At 42.1% G+C, this 26137-nt stretch carries 22 protein-coding genes and 1 riboswitch; of the genes, 4 read left to right on the forward strand and 18 right to left on the reverse strand.

Features of this window, described 5'->3' with window-relative positions; translation table 11 throughout:
• Positions 1–312 precede the first annotated feature (312 nt).
• From ACSLGF_RS11995 to ACSLGF_RS12045, 11 genes are all read right to left on the reverse strand, one after another.
• Positions 313–2034 carry a pyruvate oxidase gene (locus tag ACSLGF_RS11995; RefSeq protein ID WP_456005688.1) on the reverse strand — a complete coding sequence of 574 codons (1722 nt, stop codon included), beginning with the start codon at positions 2032–2034 and terminating at the stop codon, positions 313–315.
• Between the two features lie 70 nt (positions 2035–2104).
• Complete coding sequence (locus tag ACSLGF_RS12000) at positions 2105–3931, reverse strand: APC family permease (RefSeq protein WP_456005690.1); 1827 nt, start codon at positions 3929–3931, stop codon at positions 2105–2107.
• A 112-nt stretch (positions 3932–4043) separates the two neighbouring features.
• A riboswitch (cyclic di-AMP (ydaO/yuaA leader) is annotated at positions 4044–4187 on the reverse strand.
• Positions 4188–4253: 66 nt separating this feature from the next.
• On the reverse strand, positions 4254–6344 hold the full coding sequence (locus tag ACSLGF_RS12005) for a cellulose biosynthesis cyclic di-GMP-binding regulatory protein BcsB (RefSeq protein ID WP_456005692.1): 2091 nt from the start codon (positions 6342–6344) through the stop codon (positions 4254–4256).
• Between the two features lie 4 nt (positions 6345–6348).
• Complete coding sequence (locus ACSLGF_RS12010; protein ID WP_456005851.1) at positions 6349–7572, reverse strand: glycosyltransferase family 2 protein; 1224 nt, start codon at positions 7570–7572, stop codon at positions 6349–6351.
• Between the two features lie 37 nt (positions 7573–7609).
• The gene (locus ACSLGF_RS12015; protein ID WP_456005695.1) at positions 7610–9325 is read right to left on the reverse strand and encodes a DUF2334 domain-containing protein; all 1716 of its coding nucleotides are present in this window, start codon (positions 9323–9325) and stop codon (positions 7610–7612) included.
• Positions 9315–10166, reverse strand: a complete 852-nt coding sequence (locus ACSLGF_RS12020) for a diguanylate cyclase domain-containing protein (RefSeq protein ID WP_456005697.1) — start codon at positions 10164–10166, stop codon at positions 9315–9317. The genes ACSLGF_RS12015 and ACSLGF_RS12020 overlap by 11 nt, the downstream gene beginning before the upstream one ends.
• A complete protein-coding gene (locus ACSLGF_RS12025; RefSeq protein ID WP_456005699.1) occupies positions 10147–11229 on the reverse strand; it encodes a glycosyl hydrolase family 8 in 1083 nt (360 codons plus the stop codon). The genes ACSLGF_RS12020 and ACSLGF_RS12025 overlap by 20 nt, the downstream gene beginning before the upstream one ends.
• 198 nt (positions 11230–11427) lie before the next feature.
• Positions 11428–13614, reverse strand: coding sequence for a DNA topoisomerase III (locus ACSLGF_RS12030; RefSeq protein WP_456005702.1), 2187 nt, complete (start codon positions 13612–13614; stop codon positions 11428–11430).
• Between the two features lie 72 nt (positions 13615–13686).
• The gene (locus ACSLGF_RS12035; RefSeq protein WP_456005703.1) at positions 13687–14742 is read right to left on the reverse strand and encodes a tartrate dehydrogenase; all 1056 of its coding nucleotides are present in this window, start codon (positions 14740–14742) and stop codon (positions 13687–13689) included.
• Between the two features lie 96 nt (positions 14743–14838).
• Positions 14839–15624 (reverse strand): DMT family transporter, encoded by a 786-nt coding sequence (locus ACSLGF_RS12040; RefSeq protein WP_456005706.1) that lies wholly within the window; start codon positions 15622–15624, stop codon positions 14839–14841.
• The gene (locus tag ACSLGF_RS12045; RefSeq protein ID WP_456005708.1) at positions 15614–16441 is read right to left on the reverse strand and encodes an AraC family ligand binding domain-containing protein; all 828 of its coding nucleotides are present in this window, start codon (positions 16439–16441) and stop codon (positions 15614–15616) included. The genes ACSLGF_RS12040 and ACSLGF_RS12045 overlap by 11 nt, the downstream gene beginning before the upstream one ends.
• Positions 16442–16594: 153 nt before the next feature.
• Here ACSLGF_RS12045 and ACSLGF_RS12050 point away from each other — a divergent pair, with 153 nt between their 5' ends.
• Positions 16595–17269, forward strand: a complete 675-nt coding sequence (locus ACSLGF_RS12050; protein WP_456005710.1) for a GntR family transcriptional regulator — start codon at positions 16595–16597, stop codon at positions 17267–17269.
• 136 nt (positions 17270–17405) lie between these two features.
• Positions 17406–17702 (forward strand): DUF3817 domain-containing protein, encoded by a 297-nt coding sequence (locus ACSLGF_RS12055; RefSeq protein WP_456005713.1) that lies wholly within the window; start codon positions 17406–17408, stop codon positions 17700–17702.
• Between the two features lie 32 nt (positions 17703–17734).
• Here ACSLGF_RS12055 and ACSLGF_RS12060 read toward each other — a convergent pair whose 3' ends face one another.
• Positions 17735–18151, reverse strand: a complete 417-nt coding sequence (locus tag ACSLGF_RS12060) for a hypothetical protein (protein ID WP_456005715.1) — start codon at positions 18149–18151, stop codon at positions 17735–17737.
• A 160-nt stretch (positions 18152–18311) separates the two neighbouring features.
• Between ACSLGF_RS12060 and ACSLGF_RS12065 the strand changes: the two genes are divergently transcribed.
• Positions 18312–18530 carry a hypothetical protein gene (locus ACSLGF_RS12065; protein WP_251191103.1) on the forward strand — a complete coding sequence of 73 codons (219 nt, stop codon included), beginning with the start codon at positions 18312–18314 and terminating at the stop codon, positions 18528–18530.
• Positions 18531–18679: 149 nt separating this feature from the next.
• Here the strand turns inward: ACSLGF_RS12065 and ACSLGF_RS12070 are convergent, their stop codons facing one another.
• From ACSLGF_RS12070 to ACSLGF_RS12080, 3 genes are all read right to left on the reverse strand, one after another.
• Positions 18680–18946, reverse strand: a complete 267-nt coding sequence (locus ACSLGF_RS12070; protein WP_456005717.1) for a hypothetical protein — start codon at positions 18944–18946, stop codon at positions 18680–18682.
• A 399-nt stretch (positions 18947–19345) separates the two neighbouring features.
• Positions 19346–19768 (reverse strand): pyridoxamine 5'-phosphate oxidase family protein, encoded by a 423-nt coding sequence (locus ACSLGF_RS12075; protein WP_456005719.1) that lies wholly within the window; start codon positions 19766–19768, stop codon positions 19346–19348.
• A gap of 292 nt (positions 19769–20060) precedes the next feature.
• Positions 20061–20930, reverse strand: coding sequence for an SDR family oxidoreductase (locus ACSLGF_RS12080; RefSeq protein ID WP_456005721.1), 870 nt, complete (start codon positions 20928–20930; stop codon positions 20061–20063).
• A gap of 160 nt (positions 20931–21090) precedes the next feature.
• Between ACSLGF_RS12080 and ACSLGF_RS12085 the strand changes: the two genes are divergently transcribed.
• Positions 21091–21702: a class I SAM-dependent methyltransferase gene (locus ACSLGF_RS12085; RefSeq protein ID WP_456005854.1), complete on the forward strand. Its 612-nt coding sequence runs from the start codon at positions 21091–21093 to the stop codon at positions 21700–21702.
• 16 nt (positions 21703–21718) lie between these two features.
• Here ACSLGF_RS12085 and ACSLGF_RS12090 read toward each other — a convergent pair whose 3' ends face one another.
• From ACSLGF_RS12090 to ACSLGF_RS12100, 3 genes are all read right to left on the reverse strand, one after another.
• A complete protein-coding gene (locus ACSLGF_RS12090; protein ID WP_456005724.1) occupies positions 21719–23806 on the reverse strand; it encodes a BglG family transcription antiterminator in 2088 nt (695 codons plus the stop codon).
• Between the two features lie 132 nt (positions 23807–23938).
• On the reverse strand, positions 23939–25021 hold the full coding sequence (locus tag ACSLGF_RS12095; RefSeq protein WP_456005726.1) for a C45 family autoproteolytic acyltransferase/hydolase: 1083 nt from the start codon (positions 25019–25021) through the stop codon (positions 23939–23941).
• Between the two features lie 86 nt (positions 25022–25107).
• Positions 25108–25740, reverse strand: coding sequence for a GDSL-type esterase/lipase family protein (locus tag ACSLGF_RS12100; RefSeq protein ID WP_456005728.1), 633 nt, complete (start codon positions 25738–25740; stop codon positions 25108–25110).
• Between the last annotated feature and the right edge of the window lie 397 nt (positions 25741–26137).

Raw genomic sequence — 26137 nt, forward strand, 5'->3', positions numbered from 1 at the left:
TGCCACGCCCTGTAAAGCTTTTTTCAAATCGGTCATTTCTTCACGGAGTGCCTGATAATGTTTTGCCCTTGTGTCCATGGCACTTGTTAGTGCTTTTGCATCAAGTATCTTGCCCAGAAAAAGCCACTCCCTCCATTATTGATCATAAAGTCTATTTTACCTTTCTCAGTTAATTGGAAAAATAGGCTATAAGTTACAAAAATAATTGCCGAATATTTTTAGAGAAAATAAAACAAGTGACAATTGAAATGATTTTGCTTATTCATCATAAAAAAAGTCAGCCCCCTTTTCAGAGGACCGACTACGGTGTGTTTAGAAAAAGCGTTTTAGACTTTTCTTGAGTGGAGGGATATCCAGTTCACCTTTTTCAAAGAATTTTTTCAATAAGTACTTACTAAAGCCTGCTGCTTGTGTATAAGTAATTTTCCCAGGTAATGGCGGTTCATTGGTTACAGCGACATCAATAATGACTGGTTTATCCGATTGAAGTGCTGTATCAAAGGCTGGTGCCAGTTCTTCATGTGATGACACTGAGATTCCTTTGCCGCCACATGCTTCTGCAAATTTTGCAAAGTCAATATCTTCTAGCTCTATACCGTAATTGATGTTTCCCTTTACCTGTTGTTCATATTCAATCATTCCAAGGTTGTTGTTGTTTAAGATCACGACAACGATCGGCAGTTTATATTTTACAGCTGTGACGAAGTCTTGCATGACCATTGTGAAGCCTCCGTCACCACAGACAGCAATAGCTTGGCGGTTCGGTTCGTTTAACTTAGCTGAAATCGCCCCAGGTAAACCACAGCCCATTGTTGCAAGCCAACTGGAAATAATGAAATCTTGTTTTTTCATTTCGAAATGACGTGCCATCCATACAGTCACATTACCGACATCAACTGAAAGAATGGCATCGTCTTCGACTGCTTCTTCTAATCTAGCGATGACTTGCTGCGGTTTAAGTGGTGATGTTGCAACGGATTTTTCCTTATCCATTTCTTCTCGCCACTTCATCATATGCTCTGTGCAAGCTTCAAGAAAACCACGCTGCTCTTTGTATTCAATATAGGAGGTCAGTTCATGCAAACCACTTTTGCTGTCACTTACTATTCCCACTTCTACCGGATACCTTTTACCGATTTGGTCTGGCTTTATGTCCAATTGAATAGCAGGTGTATCCTCCGGTAAGTAGTCCCTATATGGGAAGGAGGTTCCAAGCATGATTAAGAGATCACATTCTTCCATCGCTTCATATGCCGGCTTCGTTCCAATTTGACCTAGGTTTCCTAAGAAGTACGGATGCCTGTCTGGAACAACTCCTTTTGCAGGAAGTGTGATTACGATAGGTGCAGCAGCCTTTTCTGCAAATGAAAGAAGCTCTTCTTTCGCATTTCTTAATCCTTTACCTGCTAAGATGACTGGCTTCTTCGCATTGTTAATGAGCTGAGCAGCCTTTAACAGTTGATCTTTCTTTGGCCGCACCTCCCCCTCTATATAAAGAGGAGATGTATAAACAGGTTTACGCTTAATTTTTTGAGAAAATAAATCATCTGATACAGTGAGAACCGCCACGCCTTTATGAGTATAAGCTGCTTTGATGGCTTGATTTAATAAGTCTGGCATAGCCTCTGCTGTTTGTACCTGCTGATTGAAAACAGCTACGTCGTCAAACATCCGCTCTAATTTGATTTCTTGAAATGCGTCTCTGCCTACTTCGGTCGAAGCAACCTGCCCTGCAATCGCTAAAACGGGCGCACCATCTGCTTTTGCATCGTATAGTCCATTTAATAAGTGGACAGCACCTGGTCCAGCAATTGATAAGCAAACACCGAGTTTACCAGTTAGTTTGGCATCAGCTGCTGCTGAAAGTGCTGCCACTTCTTCATGTCTCGTTTGTATGAATTGTATTTGGCTTGATTCATGCCTTAGTTCTTCAATCAATTCGTTTATACTGTCGCCGGGCATTCCATAAATATGTTTCACGCCCCACTCAACCAGTAGCGCTGTTACTTCTTTTCCTGCGGTTCTTTGCGGCATGTGAGAAAACCCCTTTTTTCTTACTCCATACCACCGCACCCTTTTGATCAAACGTTTCAACTTGCTCCTGTTACTTTTTAAAATGATATGGAAGGGTGGCGACAACAATATCCCGCTTCCATAACAAACGGAATCTTAATAAAAAAGCAGATTGATTATGCAAGATGGTGTGCCATCTTTTTTTCGGGATAAATTGAGGCACGAGCACCATCACTTTGTATTGATGCGCATTTGCTTTTGCCTCAATCGTTTCAAGAAATTTATCAAGAGGGTGAATGAGACTTCGATAAGACGAATGTAAAATCACAAGACGCACATCACTATTCAGCTTTTCCCAATCTGCTTCAATCCTCTTGTCTTGCTCTTTATCAAAGGAGACATGAACCGCTATGACCTGCTCTGATAAGGATTTTGCATATTGAACAGATTGTTCGACGACACGTGTTACACCTGCTATTGGTACGATGACCACATTTCCTTTGATCTCCACAGGCTCTGTTTCATTCAATAAACGTAATTGTTCTCCTACAGACAGGTAATGCTTTTTGATGGAATGAAAAATAAATAGAACGATTGGCATGAAAATAAAAACTGGCCATACAAGATGGAACTTGGTCAAAATGAGAATCATGAGAACCGTGAAAGAAATAAGTGCTCCCACTATATTAATTGGCATTTTCATTTTCCAGCCCTGTGGTTTTTCCCGAATCCACTTCACACACATGCCTGTCTGAGACAAGGTAAATGGAATAAACACACCGACAGCATAAAGTGGTATCAGGTGTTCCGTTTTCCCACCAAACAACCAAATGAGCAGCATAGAGGCTACGCCTAAAAAGATAATGCCATTGGAGTAACCAAGTCGATCTCCTCTTACTGTAAACATGCGCGGCATATATTTATCCTTTGCTAAGTTGACAGCCAATAATGGAAAGGCTGAAAATCCGGTATTTGCCGCTAGTATCAAGATTAAAGCCGTGACAGCCTGAATGACATAATAGAAAAATGTACGCCCAAATGTATCTGATGCAATTTGTGACACAACGGTTTCTTCCGGTTTTGGTGAGATGCCAAAACCAAACGCAAGCAGAGTCACACCTACAAATAAAACGGCCAGTAATCCACCCATCATCAATAGCGTTCTGGCTGCATTTTGTGCAGCTGGTTTTTTAAAGGATGGAATGGTATTTGAAATGGCTTCAACTCCTGTCAGAGCAGAACAACCAGATGAAAATGCTTTTAATAAAAGAAATAATGTAATGCCTGATACATGTGTGCCTAACGCCGTATGCTCAGGTGCTGGTGGTACTTCCCCTGTTAATAGTTTAAAGCCGCCAACCCCAATTAAAATGAGAAGTGAAAAGACAAACAGGTATACAGGATAAGCTAAAATAGATGCCGATTCTGTTAATCCACGAAGGTTTAGCACCATAATCACTAAGACCAGAACGATTGAGATCATGACGTGGTATGGATATAGTGCTGGAAAAGCTGATGTGATGGCATCGGTACCCGCTGAAATGCTCACTGCTACAGTCAAAATATAATCTACCAGCAATGATCCACCAGCGATCAGCCCTGGTTTTTCACCTAAGTTCCTGCTAGAGACGACATATGCCCCGCCGCCTTCTGGATAAGCATAGATAATCTGGCGGTAAGATAGAATTAACGCCATTAAAAGAATGAATACACAACCTGCAATCGGGAGTGAGTACCAAAACGCTGCCGCACTGACGACTGATAGAACAATCAAGATTTGTTCTGTACCGTATGCAACTGATGACAATGCGTCTGATGACAATAATGCCAAAGCTTTGATTTTTGATAGTTTTTGTTCTCCTGCTGCCTGTGATTTTAATGGTTTACCAATTAAAATACGCTTCATCAAACTGTACATGTGATGCCCGCTCCTTTAGTGTCAAACGATTTAAGTTACAGAAGATCGATCGCCAAAAAGACACAGAGGCAATAGAATGCCCCTGTGCCTATTGTTTAGATCACAGGTTGGTCTTTGCTCTCTTTAACGCTTACGAGGTTAGCTGACGGATTCGGGCGCATGAGACTTTGCCCTACCTGAAAAGGATTCACCCCACGTGGTTTTTATACCACAATTGGTTCCCCCGCTCATCGAAATGATTCAGCGATTGGTCTTTTATAAAAGAGATCATACTCCCGTTCGACACCAAAGTAAAGAGATTTTTTCAAGGTCTTTTGATCGTTTATGACTCAGTCTTTTTGCGGTTTTTTCGTAAGAAATAGATAATCATCACTAGCACAAAAATGATGAGCGCAGCTATACATGCAAAGTAGATCCAAGACTCACTGCTGCTTTGTTTTGCACCTATTTTCAGATTGCTTGATGTGCTGCTGATCGTTTGATGATTAGAGAACATGTCTTTGTTTTTGCTCTCTATCGCAACTGTTGCGGTCTCTGTATTTGTTTGGAGGAAATGAATCACTTCATTTGACACATCAGCTTCAGCTGCATTCATTCCTGAAAAGACTATCATTGTCTGTTCTTTATTCCAAACAGATGGCTGCGTCCATACAATACGAGCAGTTGTTTCGTTGATCATGCCAAAAGAGGATACATCATATTGTTCCTTTTTCGTCGGAACGATCAGATCATTCGCTTTTTCTTTTAAAAGAGAGAACGTTTGAATGCCCCCGATGAAAATGAGAGAGTGATTCTTCAATTGTTCGTTTGTCACATTAGAGGCTTTGATCAAATGATATTGAGCAGCTGCTGGCTGACTAAATGATTCTGTGAGCATCGCCATTTGATTGATCGTTTCACGGTTGATTTGATCCGGCATGATGATCAATGTTTTTTCTTGCTGAGCCTTTGAAGTGAAAGGAAGCGGCCATACAGCTAAATCCGGTGTATCACTAGTTGTTCCTTCTGGAATTTGAAGAGAACTGTTCTTGTCAATGAAAATCCAGCCTTCTTCATCCGTATGTCTGCAGGATTCCATGTTTTTAAAACCAGTTGTGACAAATTGCAAATCAATATATTCATTTTTTTGAAGTACGTGTGAATCGACTGGAATAGACACATGATAGAATCCATTCTCATCTTTGTTTCCTAGTTTTGTTAATGGTACGTCGTGCGGTTCGTCATTGATCATAACAGTTAGGCGTTCTGCTTTGTTCGCTGCATCAGATTTTTTAAATGACAGATTTAGCTTGGCGCCTGATTTTCGGTTAGCAATCAATGCTCTCGGATAATAGTAGTGATCAGAAGCCGTCTTTTTGGTCCCAACAGTGACATCATCTCCGCCAAAATCTTTTAAACGGATATGGTGAGATGGCTTAGAGGTTTTAGCTGCGACCTTTTGAAGCATTAAGTCCGTACCAGTAAGTTGACCTGTCAGTTCTGGTTGAGTGAGAACATTGATTTTTTCAGCAATTGTTCTTGGCTGGTCAGCTGTGACAAATAAGACGGGCTGTTCTTTTTTCTTTGCTGTCAGGGTTCTTACCGCTAACGTGAGATGATTACTTTCTGTTTTGATTTTCGCAGTTTGTTCAATCGATTTGATCCTTCCATCCCAGCTTCTTTTCGCCCCAATAGCAATGGTTGGATGCGCGATTTGCTTGCTGTCCTTCTCCTGAATGAGTTTGATGTCCGCTAGGCGGTCTTTGTTTTTCAACGTACGGTATACCTTGATGGCTGCTTCTAATTCAGCCTCATCTGGTGTATTTGGAAGCACAATATTTGTTTGCTCTTTCTGATCACCTGTTTGAATGAAAAGTGATGGGAAGCTGTCTAATGTGAGGTCTTTCGTTTGAATGCCTTTGAATGCCAGCTTACTTTCAGGATATACCTTCAGCCAATTGGCAGGTGTCTCTTGATTGATACACACACCTTCTTTTAAGACACCGTAAAATGCGAGCTGAATCCGATGAGATCCTTTTTTCAATTGCGCTTTGTTTAATTTGATTTGAATCGATTTCTTTTGGTTTTTCCCTGAAACGGGAATCGTCTTTTTAATCTCTCCATCAACCATAACAGTGAATGAGGATGGCGAAATGAGTAATAGTGAAGCCTCTATATTCAATGTAAGAGTGCTAGACTCTACTTTTTCTTTCTCAACTTGATAGGAAAATTCAGTGCGGTCTTCTTGTCCGTATAAGGTCACCACATCTTCTGTTAGATGCTGCGTTTCTGCTTTACTTCCTTTTGATGCACGTACCCAATCATCTTTCACCTGCACTTGATTTGATTGCGCCATTGCTTGACCTGCCATGAAAAAAGGCTGAATGGCAAGGGATAATGCCAATATAAAAATTATCCATTTTACCGATTTCAATTTATCACCCGCTTTTCTTTTGTTGTTGATCGTAACGCTCAGTTTTGTACCATTTCACTTCTTGTTTCAATAATCGGCTCTTTGCCTCTACACATAAGGAGTACACAACAAGCGCAATCCATACTTGAGAATAGGTGAAGTACATGAGAGCCACAATGAGAATGTTCTGTTTGGTCAGCTCTGTTTTCTCAATACTCAATGTAATCATCACTTCTGTTAGAAAGAGGAAGAAGGCTAATCCCCATAGAATCAGTGCGACAGCCCCTACAGATAAGTGAAGGTCAACAAATAAGTTCACGATAAATATGCCATTTGAAAGCAGCACACCGAAGAAAAACAAGAAATACGTAAAGAAAAAATAAAATAAATCGAAAATCATTCGTTTTCGTTTCAGCTTCATAAACTGCCTTAAAAATTTAAGGACAACATATTGATTGCCTCTAGCCCAGCGCGTTCGCTGCCGCCACCAGACCTTCCATGTCTCAGGCTCTTGTTCCCAGGTGATCGCAGCAGGGAAAAATCGAATTATATATCCAAGGTTATATACACGGATCGTTAATTCGGTGTCCTCGGCCAAAGCATGCACATCCCAGCCGCCAAGCTCTTCTAAGATGTGCCGGCGGATCGCGAAGTTTGTGCCTGGTATTGTCGCAATCCCAAACCACTTCCATCTCCCGCCCTGCGCCATCCATTGGAAGCAGATGGTCTCAATATTAATAAATTTGGTAAGCAGGTTTTTGGCTGCATTGATGACCCTGAATTTCCCGACAACAGCGCCAGCTTTTGGATCATTCAATAACCCAAGAACTAAATGATAGACAGCCTTTTGTTCAGGCATGTTATCTGCATCATATACACAAATCATTTCTCCTGTAGAAGCCTTCAAGCCTTCATTCAGTGCAGTGGATTTCCCCTTTCCTGCAAATGGCGGCTTCGTTTCAATCATATGGACATGATCATATTGCTCACTGAATGATTGTACGATGTCTCCGGTGCGATCAGAGGAATTGTCATTAATCACAATGATTTCAAGAAGATGTTTTGGATAGGATAGCTGAACCATGGCTTTTAACGTTTGCCGAATGACTACCTCTTCATTATGAGCAGGAATAAGGATGTTGACTGTCGGCAGCTCTTTCCCTTGTTTCGTCCATTTAGGCAGCACTTTTTCGTAGGTGAGATAGTGCTGAAAGCCGCCCTGCATCAGAAACATATGGTATAGGAGCATGATCCAAATCAGTATTAATGAAAGATAAAATAAAACATCAGCCACCTGATTTTCTCTCCTTAAAAATTCGTTTTTTCATTGTCAGCCTTAAATACAATGTGTAAAAAGCAAATGCCACAATAAATAGCAGCACCACCACTGTGAGAATTCGCAGCATATTTTCCATGCCGCTCCTTTTGACTGTTTTTGTGTCTGCTATGTTGGATTGCTGTACTTGAATATGTCCATTACCTGATGTTTGGATCTGTACATGTGCGGTTTGGACAGTCTGTTTTGTTTTCTTTAAATCCAACCATTCACTAGAAGGGATCGCCTCCATCTGTGTCATCAGATCCTGTAAACCATCTACCCCCGATTCCACATCATAGGACATCCCAATCGTGGCAGATTGAAGATGCTGCATGGATTGAATCGTCTGTTCCGTCAGAACGTTTGAATCCTCTTGGCCAGACGCTATATCCACAGGCTGTTCAGGATATAAGGTCATGCCATGGAGCATGGCTGGTGTCGTCATAAATGGCGGTGCACCACTTGTTTTCCATGTGCGGTCCGAAAGCTGCACCTGCCCAAAGAGACTTGAAACATGCCGAGAAATCACTTGATAGCCTTGTTGAGATATGGCATCATGCGGCACCTCGAATGCAAGTGGATATAGTCCTTGCTGTGTTAGAAGCTCAATGCCTTTTGTCAGCTTTTCTTCTGTATAGATGACTTCTTGGTGCAGAGCGGATTTGGTATAAGCATCGAAGTCTTTTTCATTCGGAAAATGGCTTTTACTCAGCTTCTTTTCGGCTTCCTTCGGTTCATTTGAAGTAATGGCCTGATCGTACTTTGCATCCCAAAACTCAAAGCCTTGACCAGATTCCTCGGTTCGATACGTACGGCTGAATCCATGAAGGATCACGCTAGCTCCATTGCTTTGCAATTGTTTTAACGCATGCACAAGCTGAGGTCGGTCACTCAGTGTCACTTCATCACCTGTTGCCGAATCAATCCATACTGGGGTCACCGCTATCAGAAAAGGAATATGCCGGGCGGATACGTATTGTCCAAGTTCAAGCAACTTCTTCTCGTCAGTGACTGGACTGATATTCCCCAGCCGTAAGTATTTTGTCGTCATTTGATCAGAAGACGGCAGGAGTGTTTCTAGCACTTCTGCAAGAAGCTTGTTGTGCTGCACTACATCTAAAATTCCGATATATGCCGCATTTTCTTTTGTTTGAACCACAAATGGCAGAGCAGCTTGATTTTTCTTCAATAGAAATTCACTTCGCAGATCTGCCCCTTGAACCGTTAGCGCTGTGATACCTCTCTCCAGCTGACGGTAGGTCTGATCATGTGTATGTTTGATTTGACTGGTGTGATCTTGTTTTTGAAAAGTGAGCTTGGAGAACGTGCGAAGCTGTTCCGCATTGTATCCAATGGCCATTAGACGTTTTGATTCGTTGATCGCACGAATGGTTTGTTTTGGCAAGGTTTTCTTTACTTCACCGATATAGATGACTTGCTGAAATTCATTGAGCTTTTTTTCAGCGGTTTGTTCATCTGATAACACTGTCGTTTGTTTGGAAAAATGACCGACGAGTAAATCAAGCATATGAACAGCTGGAGTCGCTTCCCCCGATTCTGTCGAATAAATAATGAGGGTATCCGGCTGCGTGACAAGAGCATCGGCTAAAGCTATATGTTTGAACGAGAGCATGGAAAAAAGAGCGATCAACAAACTGCATTTCATCAAAGGATTAAAGTTCATTCATTATCATCTCGTTTTCTAGTTCTTCTAAAAATTGCTCTGGTGTTCGATAGTCCGAGCTGCTTGTTAAATGACAGACATGGAATGTCAGGGTCACTTCACGACCGTTTAGTAAGACATGCGTTTGCAGTTTATCCTTTAGCTTATCAAGAACAACAGAGACGTTTTCCTCAGGTGTGTGGGTGAGCATCAGACCCATTCGTTCTTCGGATATTCGAAATTTCTTATCGGTTTCTCTCACACTCTCGCGGATCTTGATACTCAATTGCTGAAAAAGGTGCTGCATTTCTTTTTCTCCATATAATGATTTGAATTCCGCTGCGTAGTGCATATGAAGAAGGATGAAGACAAATGGCTGTTTGTATCGTTCTGCCCGTTTCATTTCCTCGGACAACTCCAGCTTCATCCGCTCTGCATTGTCAAATCCTGTTGTTGAGTCAATCGCCACAAATTGTTTGATGGCCTGCTTTTGTTGTTCAATGGTGTGACGCATCGTCTTGATACGCTCATGCATGTTCCCTGCTGAAATAGCGAAAAAGAGAAGTGCCACACCCCAGATCACAACATCTTGCAATGTTTGATTGGAAAAGAGCAGATTCGTGAGTCTAAGCTCTGAAAAGAACATGACGCTTCCTATAAAAAACAAAATAAGTAAGGTAAAAGTTAATGCTGGTAAAATACCAAATAAAATGCCGCATCCTAACACGACAAATGTCAACGAGATGATCATGAAACTCTCCGCATCATGTACGTTTAAGTAGCCCATAAACAAAATAAGACCTGCAAACGTGAGGAGCAGAGAATAATACAAGCGATACGTGTTACTGAATAACCGATTCATTTAGAAGCTCCCTTTCTGCAATAAGAGGCAATAAGTTATCAAAAGAGTGTGTGTCTTTTTCGTTCATGTATCCTCCGTAATAGGGCTTAAGAGGATCTTGGATTTGTAATTCTTTCATTCGGTAATAGACATCTTTTGCAAAATCCAGCTCGTTTTGATTGAGAGCATATAAGATCACCAGTGCATATACCGAGGGCGATTCATACGTCACAGCTGGCTTCAAAGTGCTTAGTTCATATCGTCCGTACAATTTTCCTTCTTCTTGAAAATTTGTTTTCAGCCATTTCATGATCGCTGATGTATCAACCTGTGCACGTTCGGCATGGAGAGCCGTATAAAGTTGATCAATCAAGTTGATTTCTCGATCAAATGAGTAGGCTTTTTTCGCTATGTCATAGGATTTAGGAAAGAATCCTTTTTGTCTCGGTGCATTTTTTAGAATGGCCAATTGGTTGCTCATCGTTTGTTTCGTGAATATTTGGAGGGATACCAATTCTTTGATTGCTTTTGGGTCCATATATGAGAGTGTGATTGTGTGTGAAGTTTGCTTTGTCGATGCATCATAATAATCGGTGAGTATGCCCTTGAACATGTTGTTGTCTTTTAACGCTTGTGCGATTTCTTTCGATGTGGTCTCATATGCTGACTTCTGCCACAGTTGATCTGCCTTTTGAAGTGCTGCCACTACACGTAAATCATCGACTAAAGCATTGACCTTACTTTTTTGATGAGATTCAATTTGCCAGCTGAGGAGATCATGATCTAGTAAGAATTGAGTGTGCAGAACGTCTACCTGTTGATCAAAAGAGGCTTGATCTTTTTTTAGAACAAGATAATCCATCCAAAGTCCAAGCGATTCAGATAAATAGAGGTTCTGCTCTGCAAAAGAGGTGCGGATCATGCCCTGATCTGTCATTAAGTGATGATTGATGAAATATTCTCCTGGCAATACAGGCTGTGCTGATTCTGGATGAGCTGGCTCTTTCTCCTGGTTCCAGGTACATCCGCCTAGTAGAATGACAATGAATATAACGATAGCCGTACGATGTATGGGTGTATCCATTCGTGTCCCCCTTTCAACTCCCAGTTCTCTTAGCATCTAACGATTTATTATAGAGCGTTTCTGTTTAAATTCAAATAAATATTTTATACCAAATTACGAGTCTTTTCGCATATGCATTCCCATTTTCAGAAAAAAAATATGCCGATATGCTTGATTGCACTGAAAAACCCATGCGGCCTCGCATGGGTTTTTACACAACTATTGATCTAATTTTAATTTCTTTAATTGTTCAGCTAGTGCGTTATTGATCGGCTCTTCCACTTTCTTTTGTTTCTTCATATATTTAGATACATCATGCTTACTAGCTCGTTTTTGATTGGATTGTGATTTGCGTTTTTCGAAAACAGACAGCTTTTCTCTATGACCGCACACACAAGCAAAGATTTTGCCATCGCCTTCTCCGCGCAGCTCGAGTTTTTTATGACAGTTCGGGCAGCGTGCATTTGTTTTCTTCGCCACGTTTTTTCTGTGTCCGCATTCTCTGTCCTGACAGACAAGCATTGTGCCATTTTTTCCGTTCACTTTCAGCATAAGTTTTCCGCAATCCGGACAATGGGTTCCAGTAACGTTGTCATGCCTAAAGGTTTGGTTCGTCTGTTTGATTTCAGATACAGCTTGTTTTGCATATGACTTCATTTCACTCATGAATTGAGAAGCTTTCAATTGGCCTTTCGCAATTTTCGAAAGCTTTTGTTCCCATTCTGCTGTTAACGCAGGAGACTTCAAGTCTTCAGGCACTAAAGAGAGCAGCTGTTTCCCTTTCGATGTGATGAAGATGTCTTTGCCTTTTTTCTCAATTAAAAAGCTATTAAAGAGCTTTTCAATGATATCAGCTCTTGTTGCTACCGTCCCTAGACCACCGGTTTCACCAAGGGTTTTCACTAAGTCCTTTTCCTGGTTCTGCATAAATGCCGCTGGATTCTCCATAGCAGATAAAAGGGTTGCTTCATTGAAACGTGCAGGAGGCTTTGTTTCTCCTTTTGTTTCTTTCAGAAGTCGTACTTCAAGGGACTGGCCTTCTGAGAGTAGCGGCAGATGCTGATCTGCTTCGGCTGATTCCTCGTCTTCATAGGAATCATCGTACACGGCTTTCCAGCCAGCTAATTGAACGATTTTCCCTTTTGCTGTGAATGTTTCACTGCCTATCTTTGCGATAACAGTTGTCTCCTCGTATTCAAAAGGGTTCATGAGTACCGCAAGAAATCGTTTGGCAATCAGGTCATATAATTTACGCTCTTTATCACTTAATGCACCAGGGTACAGCTCTTCCTCGGTTGGAATGATCGCATGGTGATCCGACACTTTGGCATCGTTGACGAAGCCTTTGTGCGCTTTAATACCTGATTGTAAAATACGGTTCACATGCTGTGCATATGGTCTGACGTTCATTCCTTTTAACCGATCCTTTAATGTGGGAACGATATCCGCTGAAATAAAACGGGAATCTGTACGCGGGTAAGTGACGAGCTTATGCTGCTCATACAGCCGCTGAAGAGTAGACAGTGTTTCTTTTGCCGAAAAGCCATAGCGTTTGTGGGCATCACGCTGCAATTCTGTCAGGTCATATAACCCTGGAGCAAAGGCCTTTTTGGCTGCTTTTTTCAACGCGTCAATCACTGCCGGTTTTCCTTTGCAGCCTGCCAAGCGCTCCTTGATCAGATCCTCCTGGAATGTGCGGTTTTGCTTTGTTTTGGCATCCTGCCATGTCAACGTGAGTCCGTCTACTTGTGCAGTCAGCCCAAAGAACGGCTTCGGCTGAAATTGCTGAATGTCTTCCTCTCTCTTTGCGATCATGGCAACGGTTGGTGTTTGCACCCGTCCACAGGAGAGCTGTGCATTGAACTTGGTCGTCAGCGCTCTTGTCGCGTTGATCCCTACAATCCAATCTGCCTCTGCACGTGCGACCGCTGAGCGATACAGGTTATCATATTCTCTGCCGTCTTTTAATCGTTTGAAGCCTTCTTGAATCGCTTTGTCCGTGACAGATGAGATCCATAGTCGTTTCAGAGGCTTTTTCACATGCGCTTTTTCAAGAATCCATCTTGCGACAAGCTCCCCCTCGCGTCCAGCATCTGTTGCGATGACAATGTCTTTTACATCTTTTCTCGCAAGCTGCGCTTTCACTGCTTGGAACTGTTTGCCTGTCTTTTTCATCACCACAAGCTTGAGCGGCTCTGGAATGATCGGTAAATCCTCTAAACGCCAAGATTGAAATTCTTTTCCGTAACCTTCTGGGTCCGCCAGTGTGACCAAATGGCCAAGCGCCCACGTCACAATGTATTGATCTCCTTCTAAAAAGCCATTTCCTTTTTTATGACACTTCAGCACACGCGCAAGGTCACGCCCCACTGAAGGTTTCTCTGCTAATACAACTGTTTTTGACACTAGGTTTCACATCTCTTTCTTCTATCCATCCTTTTATTATAGCAGACGTGGAGACACGGTTCTAATGACGGGTTATTTCTTCAATCGTTTGATGATTTCGTTTGTGACCTCTTGTGTTTGATAGACTCCGCCGATGTCTGCGGTTAAAAAGCCGTCTGCTGTGACCGATTCGATGGTTTCGAGGAGGTGTGTGCCCAGCTCTTCCTCTCCGAAATGATCAAGCATAAGTTTAGCGGTCCAAATTTGACCGATTGGGTTGGCGATCCCTTTTCCCGCAATGTCTGGAGCTGATCCGTGTACCGGCTCAAACATGGATGGATATTTGCCATTCACATTGATATTAGCTGCTGGCGCCACGCCAATACTTCCCATAATGGCTGCACCAAGATCAGTCAAAATGTCGCCAAACAAATTGCTGGCTACAATGACATCGAATTTCTCCGGTCTTGTCACAAAGAAGGCCGAGAGCGCATCAATATGCTGCGAATCTGCTGTAATCTCAGGGTAGTCCTTTGATACGTCTTGAAACACTTCATCCCAAAATGGCATTGTGTGAACGATGCCATTCGATTTTGTTGCACTTGTCACATGCTTTCGTCTCTTTTCTGCTAATTGAAAAGCAAAGCGCATGGCACGCTCTGTTCCTTTTCTAGAGAAAACAGCATTTTGAATCGCGAGCTGATCTTCCCCTTGATAGATACGCCCCCCAATTTCACTGTATTCACCTTCACCATTTTCTCTCACAACAAGAAGATCGAAATCCTTTGGCTGGGCAAGCGGTGAGCGAATGCCGCTCAGCTGTTTTGCAGGTCTGACGTTAATCACCTGCTCAAATTCTCGTCTAATTTTAATGAGCAACCCCCAAAGTGAGACATGATCAGGCACTAAGTTGGCATCTCCGACAGCCCCTAAGAAAATGCTGTCAAAGGCTTTCAGTTGATCCAATCCATCCTTTGGCATCATTTCGCCATTCTCTAAATAATATTCACAGCTCCAAGGAAAATCCTGAAAGGAAAAAGACAGGCTGCCATGCACTTCTGATATCGCTTTCAATACTCGTACTGCTTCAGGTACTACTTCTTTCCCAATCCCATCACCTGGTATCACTGCAATTGAAAAATGCTTCATTGATTTTCCCCCTTATAATCGGTCGACCGTCGACTAGTTAAGTTGAGTTTACTAGAGAGTACATGTTCTTTCAATGGACAAAAAGCGCTTTTTTGATTAAAGCGCCTTTTTATCCTGCAAAAGCATCGGGGCTTTCTGTTTCTTTTTCCCCTTGTCTTTTTTATCTGAAAGAAACAAGCCTCCTAACGTCAGTGCAGTTCCAAGCACTGACAAGAGGGTCAATCTCTCTTTTAGAACGATCATTGAAATGACCATCGTGATAATGGGAACCCCATAAATGTACACACTTGATTTCACCACACCCAGCGTTTTCACCGAAAAGCTCCATGTCAGGAAACAAACCGCGGAGGCGAAAAGACCTAAAAATAGCAAGTGAAAGGCAAGCGATGGATTCGTCAATCGCTCTGCAGTTAATGCTAGAACATCACCGAGTGGATTCAATTGGAACGTCGTCATCCCGTTAAAGCTAATCAGAACAATCCCCATCATAGCGATGAAAAAGCCAATGAAAAATTGGATATGCAACGGCTCATCTTTTAACAAAAAATAAGCCAATAAAAAAGAGAAGAATGGCACAACCGAGCTGATGACACCCGCATTTGAAGCAAACGTATAAGTAAGTGCAACATTTTCTAAAAAATAGTACAAGACCACCCCGCACAGCCCTGCAAGCGCAAACATCCCTTCATGCTTTTTATGGCGTACCTTCATGGTCACCGGATAGATAATCATAAGGGCAAGATACCTAATGAAAAAACGAAGAAATAAAACCTCTGTCGGAGAAAAAGCCGTTAATAATATTTTGGTTGATATAAAGGTAGATCCCCATAAAAAAATGGTAAACATGGCCGCTAGATGACCAAGCAGCTGTTTATTTTTCATCAGCTGTTACCTGCTTTGCAAAGATTTGCTGATATTGTCCTGGCGTGAGCCCAATAAATTCTGAAAAGAAATGACTCAAATGACTTTGGTCAGAAAATCCAGCGGAGACAGCTGCATCTACAGGCTTCAATCCTTGGGCGAGAAGTTCCTTCGCATAGTTCACTCTGACTGTCTGTAAATAACGATAAGGCGTGGTCCCTCTGAACTTTGTAAAAGCTCGAAGCAGTGAGTATTTGTTCATTGACACAAGCTCACCTAATTCGTCTAACGATATATTTTCCGTGAGGTGCGCCTCGATATATTCCTGTACGTCTTGGACTTTCTGTTCATTAGTATGCGATGCTGACGCTTTTTTCTCTGGCATATCAGCATAGGCTCCGATCAGCTGCTTCATGAAAAAATAGAAGGTTTCCTGTTTATTCAAAGCAGGAGCTTCTTCTGTGATCATTTGATGAAGCTCATATAACGGCTTTGTCAGATCACTTTGTGAAAACACAGGGGCTTTAAAATGCGGCTTGTGCTGCAACATCTTCTCCATCACGTCTGCTTCAATATTTAAGCAGCGATAATCTAACGTCTTATGATCAATTTGTTCACATGCGTGATTATCATATGGATTGAAAAGAAGAATATCTCCCTTTTCAATGATGTATTCTTGATTTTGGCAGATTAAACGTCTTTGACCGCTTTCAATAAATCCAATCACATAGTATGTATGAAAATGATTTGGGAATTTTTGCATGATGCCATGAAAGCGATACGCTTCTATTTGCAAGTCTTGGTCAAAGTGCACAGTTCGTTCTTCTTGTGTTTTCATTTCGTTCCCCTCTTTTCACTGAACTGATCATTAGTGTAGCACACCGTTTTTCTCTTCGATTGTACGATATTGACTTTTTGATGCGGGCTTGCTTAGAGGCAGGAACTTGGATAACATGAGACAAAAGATCATGAGTAAAGAGGGAATGATGGGATGAATTCATTCGAGATTGAAAGACCAACACCGTATCACATGCAATTTTATGAACAGCTGAAGCAAATGATATTTGACGGGCAATTCCAGCCAGGTGAGCGCATCAATGAAACACAGCTTGCCAAGCAATTTGGAGTGAGCCGATCGCCGGTCAGAGAGGCGATGAGGCTTTTAGAAAAGGATGAGCTATTAATCGCTGATCATAAATCAGGCTACTCTGTCTATACGTTAACGGAAAGAGATGTTGAAGAACTTTATCAAATTCGGATGGCCTTAGAAACACTTGCTGTTCAGCTTGCTTGCAAGGAAGCCACACAAAAAGAGATTGATGGAATTGAGCAGGTTCTCACGCAGGCGGACGAAGCGATCAAGCAGCAGCGGCCATCTAAAGACATCGTCCAGTTACACGAAGCCTTTCACCAAAAAATCATTCTATCCAGTCACAATGACCGCTTATGTAAACAATTGAATCACGTAAATGCACTTATTCACTTTTGCCGCATCTTCCATTTTAGCGGCGGGACGCGTGCTGAGACAATTCAAAGGGAGCATGCCGCCATTTTCGCTGAGATCGAAGAGCGCCGTTCCACGGAAGCCGTTCAAGCGATGACAGATCATTTATTACATGATGTGACGCACTTAAAGCAAGTACTCTCTGAAACAACCAAAGTTTAAGTGACTCTTCCTTTTTCCCATTTTTTAAACATTACATGAACATATTTTGAATTTTTCGTAGATTTTAGCATGTCCGGACGATCTTTCGTTTATATTAGAAGATGAGAAATTAGCTTTTATACAGGAGGATTTGTATATGCATACAAGTATTAGCCGTCTGAGACAGGCGGGTTTTATTGAGGGTATGTCTCTTTTAACCCTTCTTTTAATTGCCATGCCTCTAAAATATTTTGCGGATATTCCGATGGCAGTCACCATTGTGGGCTCTCTTCATGGCGGATTGTTTGTGATCTATATGCTCATTTTGGCATATGTGACATTTAAAGTTCGCTGGCATTTAAAATGGTCCATCGCCGGTTTTTTTGTGGCATTCATTCCTTTCGGCAATTTCGCCTATGATAAGGTGCTTCGCCAATTTGATACAAAGTCTTAATCGAAAAAGCGCTCCTGTAAAGGAACGCTTTTTTAAATCGATGCATATTTCACAATGGTTGCTTGACGCGTCATTTCGTGATACGCCACCCATAATTCATCACCAGGCAATACGCTAGTGATTGGATCGATTGGCTGTTTCACTTCATACAGCATGCCATTTCTCTCCACCTGAATAATTGCTAACGGGAAATGGCCGATCACCCCAGCAAAGGCAGCATTGGTCACTTTTGCACTTCCTTGTTTCTCTTGTAACAGGGACATTTCTCTATCCAGATCTTCTTTCTTTGTCTGAATCGTGATTTGAGTTCCTGCTGCGATCTGCATATGATCAGGGATGAATTGACTGACCGTTTTTGTGATGGACTGCTCTCCGTTTGAAACAGTCACATCCAGCAGTACAGGTTTTTGTTCATGAATGGCAATTGAAATCAATGGTATTCTTTTCAATTGATCGCTTCCTTTCATGAGGTTCCTTTACCTTATACGTCAGTGCAGCGAGAATGTTTCTTGCTAGAAGAATACCATTCCAGCCTTCGAGTTCCATATTTTACAAACTTGGTAGTTTGCGATAAAATCCAATCAGATTCAAAAAAAGGATGTTATCTCAATGAGTAAGCTATCATCGATCATTCTAGCGGCTTGGCTGCGTGTTCCTCGTTGGTTCAAGCAATGGGTGCTTGTATCCATTTCCATTTTCTTTTTTTATATGTGTTTTGTAAAGGGGCTGACTAGCTGGCATACCTTGCCGCCCATCACTTTGCTATCATGTGTCATCGGTTCCTTCTTCATTTGGCTGTTATGGCTAAAAGGTCAAAAAAATAAGTGAAATGGGGAAAATCATGAAAGAATCCATAAGTTATTTTGCTATCTCTTTTGTTCTGCAATGGGTTTGGTTTGGCATTGTGCACCCAAATAGAGGCGTGACACTCTTGGACATGTTCATTTTTTCTATTTTGTTTGCGGTGATGTTCTTTTTTATTCGGAGGATTTGGCAGTATCAGAAGAAGGGGCGAAGTGAGTGATGATGAAGCTCGCCTTATTCACTGTTGTCACCTGTGCATTCATTGGCCTATTTTTGATGTCGAAGCCTTTTGAGGCGGACGCAATGCGTTTGGTTTCTACTTTCACCTTTCCTGTTCTTGGACTGATTGGTTTCGGGATTTTATTGTTTAACCCAATGAAAAAGGCTGCCAAATAGATGGCAGCCTTTTCCTTGCTCTTTTCATGCAAATAAATAATCAATGTGTGATCTCCGTCACGGAGTTTATGAATCAAGATTCGATCATATCAGTGTGTCATATGTGTTCCGAGTGAACCTACGTTTGAAAGTAAACGCCATGGAAGTTCTGGATAACAAGACAACGAAAGCCCTACCTCTCATTCGTCCTTACGGCTCCGAAGCCGTGCCAGTGTGAATTGTAAATCAAAACGTCTTTTTTCCACTCTTCCGCTTTTATAGGGGGCGGGTGCAGAAGGAAAAGAATAAGTTTGTTCGCTTTGACAGCGTCTCGTTCTTATCTAGTAGAAGCTCTATTGCTTCTCATTATGTCATAGAAAAAAGAAAGTTTACTTTCTTTATTTATTTGCTTATTTCAACACTTAATATCAAACTATAACACATCCCCCCTGCTTACGCAAGTGTTAAAGTGATAATTCTGCTGGAGTACGGCTTCCTTCATTCATGTAGCGAATGGAGGTTGGATCAATCTTCAGAATCACTAGGTTCGGATCATCTTTTCCTTTAAACCATTTCTCCATCTCCTCAGACCAAAGGCGGTCGATCAGTTCTGGATCATTGGTTAATGTTGCGGTACCTGCGATTTCTGCATACGTGTCACCAAAACCCTCACCTGAATAACCAATGAGAATATGGACATTCGGGTTTTTTTCAATTTCGTCTGCTTTATGTGTTTCTTTGCTTGTTGGTGTATATAATGTCAGCCCTTCATGGAAAAAAGTCATGTAGCGGGTATGCGGCTTATCCTGTTCAACGGTCGCTAGTGTTCCAACCTTTTGTTCATCTAATAGGCTGAGTACCTTTTGTTTTAATTCTTCTTGTGACATATCGTTTCACTCCTTCAAATTTCATCCGTACTCTTAGGTTTCCACGACAATCCATTCATTAAACAAAGAAATGTGTTTTTCATAAAAAGAGATCTTCTGGCTGATGCTATAGAAAACAGGCTCATTGAAGGGAGAAGTTGAACATGCATCATGAAACGATGTTCCATTTGAGTTCACTTGTCATTGCGGCAGTTGTTGTGGGCATTATCGTATGGTCTGTCTCATCTGTGCAGAAGAATCGCAAGAAATACTAAACACACGCCCAATCAAAGCTGGGCGGTGGCGCTATTGATCATGTATTCATAAAGGAACCGCCGTTGACGTGAAGTGTTTGTCCTGTCATATAAGACGATTCGTCAGAAGCAAGCAGCACATAGCAGCCGACATGCTCTACAGGCTGCCCTGGTCTTCCCATGGGGGTTTCTGCCCCGAAGCTTTCCACACTGTCTTCGTCAAATGTAGATGGAATGAGCGGCGTCCAAATTGGACCAGGCGCTACACCGTTCACCCGAATCCCATCTTTCACAAGCGACTGTGCCATAGAACGAGTAAAGCCGTTGATGGCCCCTTTCGTCGCTGTATAATCGATGAGCACTGCGTTACCTCGATATGGATTGATGGATGTTGTATTAATAATTGAACTTCCCGGTTTTAAGTAATCAAGTGCCTTCTTCGTAAAATAAAAATAGGAATAGAAGTTGGTTCTAAAGGTTTGGTGAAGCTGTTCACTAGAGATATCTTGAATACGTTCTTTCGGATTCTGTTCAGCCGCATTATTCACTAATATATCTAATTGACCAAAGGCTTCAACCGTTTTTTCTACCGCTTCCTCGCAAAAGGCTTCGTCTCCGACATCTCCTGCAATCGTTAAGCATTTGACGCCCTCCTGCTCTACACGCTTTTTCGTATCCTCTGCATCCTCATGTTCATTTAAGTACACAATGGCGACATGTGCTCCTTCTTTGGCATATGCAACAGAAACGGCACGTCCAATTCCACTATCTCCACCTGTAATCAGCGCAACTTTCCCTTTTAGCTTGCCAGACCCTTGATACGATTCATCCTCAAAGATCGGCGCAGGATTCATTTCTCTTTCACTGCCTGGCTGCTGATCCTGTGTTTGACGCGGAATGCCATTTGTTAAGTATTCACGTAAATCCATGTGTAAGCTCCTCCTTGATTTGTTGATGTATCCTTTCATTACCACTTCATTTTTCCACTCAAACATCCCTATGCTGTACAGATGCGCTTTGAAAAACAGATGGTCATGTTTCAACATAGGAAAAATCGGTTACATGAACATCAAAAAGGAGCGTTCTCATATGCTGTCAACCCTTTCGAAAACCTTTAGCAGACCAAAAGGCTGGCTTGGAAGCATCGCAGGCTTCATTATGGCAAATGAAAATAAAGCATTGAATCAGTGGGCGATCCGCCATTTAGAGCTTGATGATGGTGAACATATTTTAGAGATAGGCTATGGCCCCGGCTATAGCATGAAACATATGCTTAAGCATTATGAAGATCTTCACATTGATGGGCTGGATGCCTCTTCGACCATGCAGGAGCAAGCACAGTCCCGCGTCAGCAAACGATCAAAAGGCGAACCGGTCCAGCTGTATGTCGGGAAAATTGAGAAAACACGTCTGCCAGGAGAGCAGTATGACAAAGTGCTATCTGTTAACAATTACACGATTTGGGATGACCCAAAGACCGACTTACTCAATCTTTATCACACCTTAAAGCCGGGCGGAAAAATCGTCATTGTGATGCAGCCAAGAGAAAAAGGGGCTGACACCAATCGAACAAAAGAGATGGGTGAAAACATACTGAATGACTTACAGTTTGCGGGGTTTGAACATTTTTCTGTTGAGTACGAGGAAATTCGTCCAACCCTCGCTGTCTGTGTCACAGCAAAAAAGCCGAGAAGCGAATAAGCTCTCGGCCTTTTTCTTACCACTTTGCCTCTTTCACAAATTGATAGAAAAGCTGATTTAATTTCTGTTCAATCTCTTCCTTTTTACCATGTCCATAAAGCGCCATGCTTTCTTCACTTTCAATGATGGATGAACTGATCAGACTAAACATTTCAGAGCCTTCCTTGCCAAGCTCTAGCGGCGCCAGCATCATGAGCATTCGTGACATCATCTGCTGACCGCCATCCATGCTTTTGACCTCGTATGCCTCATCAAGATCATAGATATGAAAGATAGGCTCTTTGATGAATTCATGCTTTAAGTGAAAAAGAGCAAACTCAGTACCTGGAATCCCTAAACCGCCTTGCTGTTCACGTTCAAGTAAGCTGGTCGCGACATTGTCCGCATGTTTTACATATCCTTCACTTTCAATCTGACGAAGCAGCTGTCTGATTGTTGCCTCATGATGCGGCAGCGTCTTCTTATTTTCTATCGTAAAATGGGACAAAATGCCGCGAATCACAGACATATAGTTCGTCACCTGCTCTGCGACCGCCATCATATCAACGGTTTCTTGCACGGACTCTTTGACAGATTCTTTCGTTCTTTTTTTCTCTATCATATAAGGAATCTTTCGTTTAATATGAGCCTTCACACGCATGGCATCATCCTCATTTAAAAGCGGACTGACCATGATGTAATCGATATGATCATAGGGAATAGGAACCGTCGATACAATCATGTCATAGCTCGCGGCATTAATTTCCTTTAGCTCCATCAAGGAAGATAGATCGAATTTAGCGATCTCTGGCAGCTCTTTTTTCAACCGTGATGCGAGCATTTTAGAGGAGCCGATTCCGCTTGAGCAAACGACCAATGCATGCATCTTTGTTTCTTCTTTTTTGATTTCAAGCACTGAGCCAAAGTGCAGCACAATAAAGGCAATTTCATCCTCTGGAAATTCAATCTCCGGAAAGAAACGCTCGACTCCTTCTTCAATCGCCATGAAAAGCAAAAAGTAATCTTTTTTGATTTGTTGTGTGAGCGGGTTATAAATTCTCATCTTTTCCTTTAAACGGTTCATGGCAGGTTCAAGATGGGACACGAGTCCCTCGTACAATGAATCATTTTCATTTAAATGGTAGCCGGTTTTATTTGAAATAAAATCAATGAGCTTCTTCGTTCTCAGCGCTATATCCAGTTCAATCTCATCAATGCGATATTCTGACTGAAAGCTGCGATTTGCACTGCGCAGGTGGATGGTCATATATCCGACCTCTGCTTCAGGAATCTCCACATTAAACATTCGTTCAAGTGCTCTTGCGATTCGCTGTGATGATTGAAACTCTTTCGTCCGCTTTAATTCAAGCAGCTCTTCTTCTTCCATGCGAATGGTTTCGCCAATCTGAATGCGTTCGATGGCATACGTTAAGTGAACGACAAGTGCAATATATGCACTATCAGACAATGAGAGAGGCAGTCGATTTTTCAAATGAAAGAGCAGTCTTTCTACCTTGAGCAGCTGTCCTCTGCTGACAACGCCAAACACCTTTTCCGTCGCCTTCGTTCGATGCTTAATATTCATTTCAATCGTTTCCAAAAATAATTGAATGTCGAGCCGATCAACAATGAGATTGCCGACAATTTTTCGTTTTGCTTCCTCAGGCCCTTTTAATTCAATGCCGTACCCGCGCTTTCGAATAAGCTGCAAGCCGTAAGGAGCGATCCAGTCCGTCAGCTCATCTAAATCGTAGCTGATGGTCGCATTTGTGACCTGCAAGTCGGCGGCGAGTGTATATAATTTCACCGGTTCCTTTGCTTCAAGCAGCGCACATAATATTAAGAGTTTCCGTTCGTCAGAGCTATATTCAATTTGATCCTCATTTGACATATGAGCAAGAAGCCGCTGTTTATCCTCCTGTTCACCGACTGCCTTCAAGCCTTTCCCCGGCTGTTTATCTAGTGAAAGATCATAATTCTTTAATATGGGTTTAATCGATTTTAGTCCTCTATGAATCGTTCTTGTACTCACCTGAACAGAATCGGCTATCTCACGAATGGTGACATAACGATTTTGCTGAATGATGTATTTGATGATCTTCTGTTCTCGTGCCGTTATGTACATGAAATGCCTCCTTCTGCAAAAATAGGTCTATTGTCACACCTTAATATAAAACGCTTTCAACAAGCGATGCAATCTTTAGTTCATCTGACTTTGGCACATTGACTGTGACAAAAATGAAAGACCATGTCCCGGTCATACGTTTTTCCAAAATGATGGTCCATACTCCTTTTGATGAAATTGAACCTTTTGTTCACGGAAGGGCAGTGTGCCCCCAGCTCTTAATGAATAAGTTCGGTTGTATACTGGAGAGCCAAAGCAATAATCCATCGCCCCTTCCTCCGGCCGGAACATGACAGTTCGCATCGTCCCAAACAGCTCCTCATAATTGTGCACAGTCAGACCATCTGGATATTCTGTCTGAAATAGCTTGACGAGAGAATCGCTTGATCGTTGTTCTTCTAAAGCCTCCATTAACATTTCGTACCTGACGACAGAATGGTGTTTGGTCATCCCTTTTACCGTTTGATCAGCAAGCGGATGATTCGTTGCTGCAATATAACCACGCTCCGGTCTTCTAACAGCTTTTTGTCCATCCATCATTTCAATTGCAGCCGCCTCTCCTTTTCGATCGGCAAGCATGAGGTGCACATTTGAGGCAACAGGCATTTCCTGTATAGAACGAATGGCTTCCTCAACTGTTTCACAGTATTCCAAAACAGATCGAATCACATGATATACTTGCAAACCAGCAACGGCTGTAGGCTTTAAGCCGGGTTCATTGCCAATTGGCGGCCCGCATGCAGAGAATGTCACAGAAAGCCCATGCTCATTCATCCCGTCAGACCTGCCAAACAACAGCAGTGACGAGCCTGTATGAACGGCCGAGCCTTCTACATGTGTAGACACAAGGCGCATATCATCAAATATCGGGGAAAAGTCATAGTTACGCAGCAACACCGTTTGTTGATCTGTCGTCTTTTTTCCCTGCATCACGCAATGGGAGCAGCCTGGCTGAAGATGCGATGAATAGTAAAAGGTCAAATAGGTTTCATCCAATTGCAGTTCATCACAAAACCCCGCGATCTCTTCATCTAACTGAGGAAGATAGGGACGAAGCAGCTGCTTCGTTTCCTTCACAGCCTCTTTTGCCACCGGTTCTGATCGAATATATTGTGTCTTTAGCAAAGGGTTCTCCTTAAGCCAGCCAGCCTGCTGCTTTCCCACCTCATAAGCTGTTCCGTTTATTTCATGAAAATACGCGTTGATCTCTTGCATACATACACCTCTTTTGTCTTCGTTTCTTTTATCATATCGAAACAGCCCTTCATTTAAAAGAATGAAAAAACTGCAATCCCACCGGATTACAGCTGTTTAGAGGATTGTTGAAACAATGCTTCTGCCATTGCTTCATATCCTTTATGGTTCGGATGGAATTGATCAATCGATAAGTAAGCTCTTTCATGTCCTTCAAATGCGCGGTAAACATCCACAACTTCTACATGCGGATTGGCTGCAAGCAAACGAAGATGATGGTTATATTGCTGCAGCCATCGCCCAGCTATAGGTATTTGCGGAAAAGGATTATATAAATTCATGAGATACACGCAATAGGGCTGCTTCTGCCCTCTTTTGATCTGAGCGATTTCTTGAATCATTTTGCTGAAATTCGCTTGGCAATGCAGCGTCGCTTGCAGCAGTTTCTTTTCATCTCCACCTTCTTCATACTGCTGAACAGCTTGAACAAGATCATTCCCGCAGCCTGTAATGGTGATGATGTCCGCTTTTGCAATAGCACGTCTCACATCAGACCGCTTGAAGAGCTGTAAGATTTCCTCCGTCGTTAACCCTGATTTCGCAAAAACGGACAGCTCGACCGGCGTATGCAGCTTTTTTTCAAGCATCGCCCTAAACCGCTCGGCAAAGCCTCCGCCAAATAAACGCGCCCCCACCCCCACCGTTAAGGAATCTCCAATCGCAACATAGGATCGTCCCACTCTTATCCCTCACTCTCTCCTGCCTTCTCTTATATATACGAAAAATGAGAACAGATGCTTGTAGCAGGTGGCTTAGGGGCATTCATCTTTTTTTCAAATCCACAGGATGAGACGCCTTTACAAACTCTTTACTTGCGATCTCGATCGATTTTTTGTTCAATAGGAATAGGCTTTTTATACTTAATTCGTGTTCCAATGCGTTCCAGAAAAATTTACAAACTTTTTATCTTGATTTCGAGACTTTATACCTTGACTTCAAACTACATTGTGATTACAATGAAAATATCAGTTTTTATGTAACTGTGCTTGTTACATCTTTTTCATAGCATTCCAATATGATTAAAGATGCCACATATTCAGTGTATCTTTGGGATACGCTAAAAAAAATCACTGAAAC

This window comes from Bacillus sp. A015, assembly GCF_053851875.1.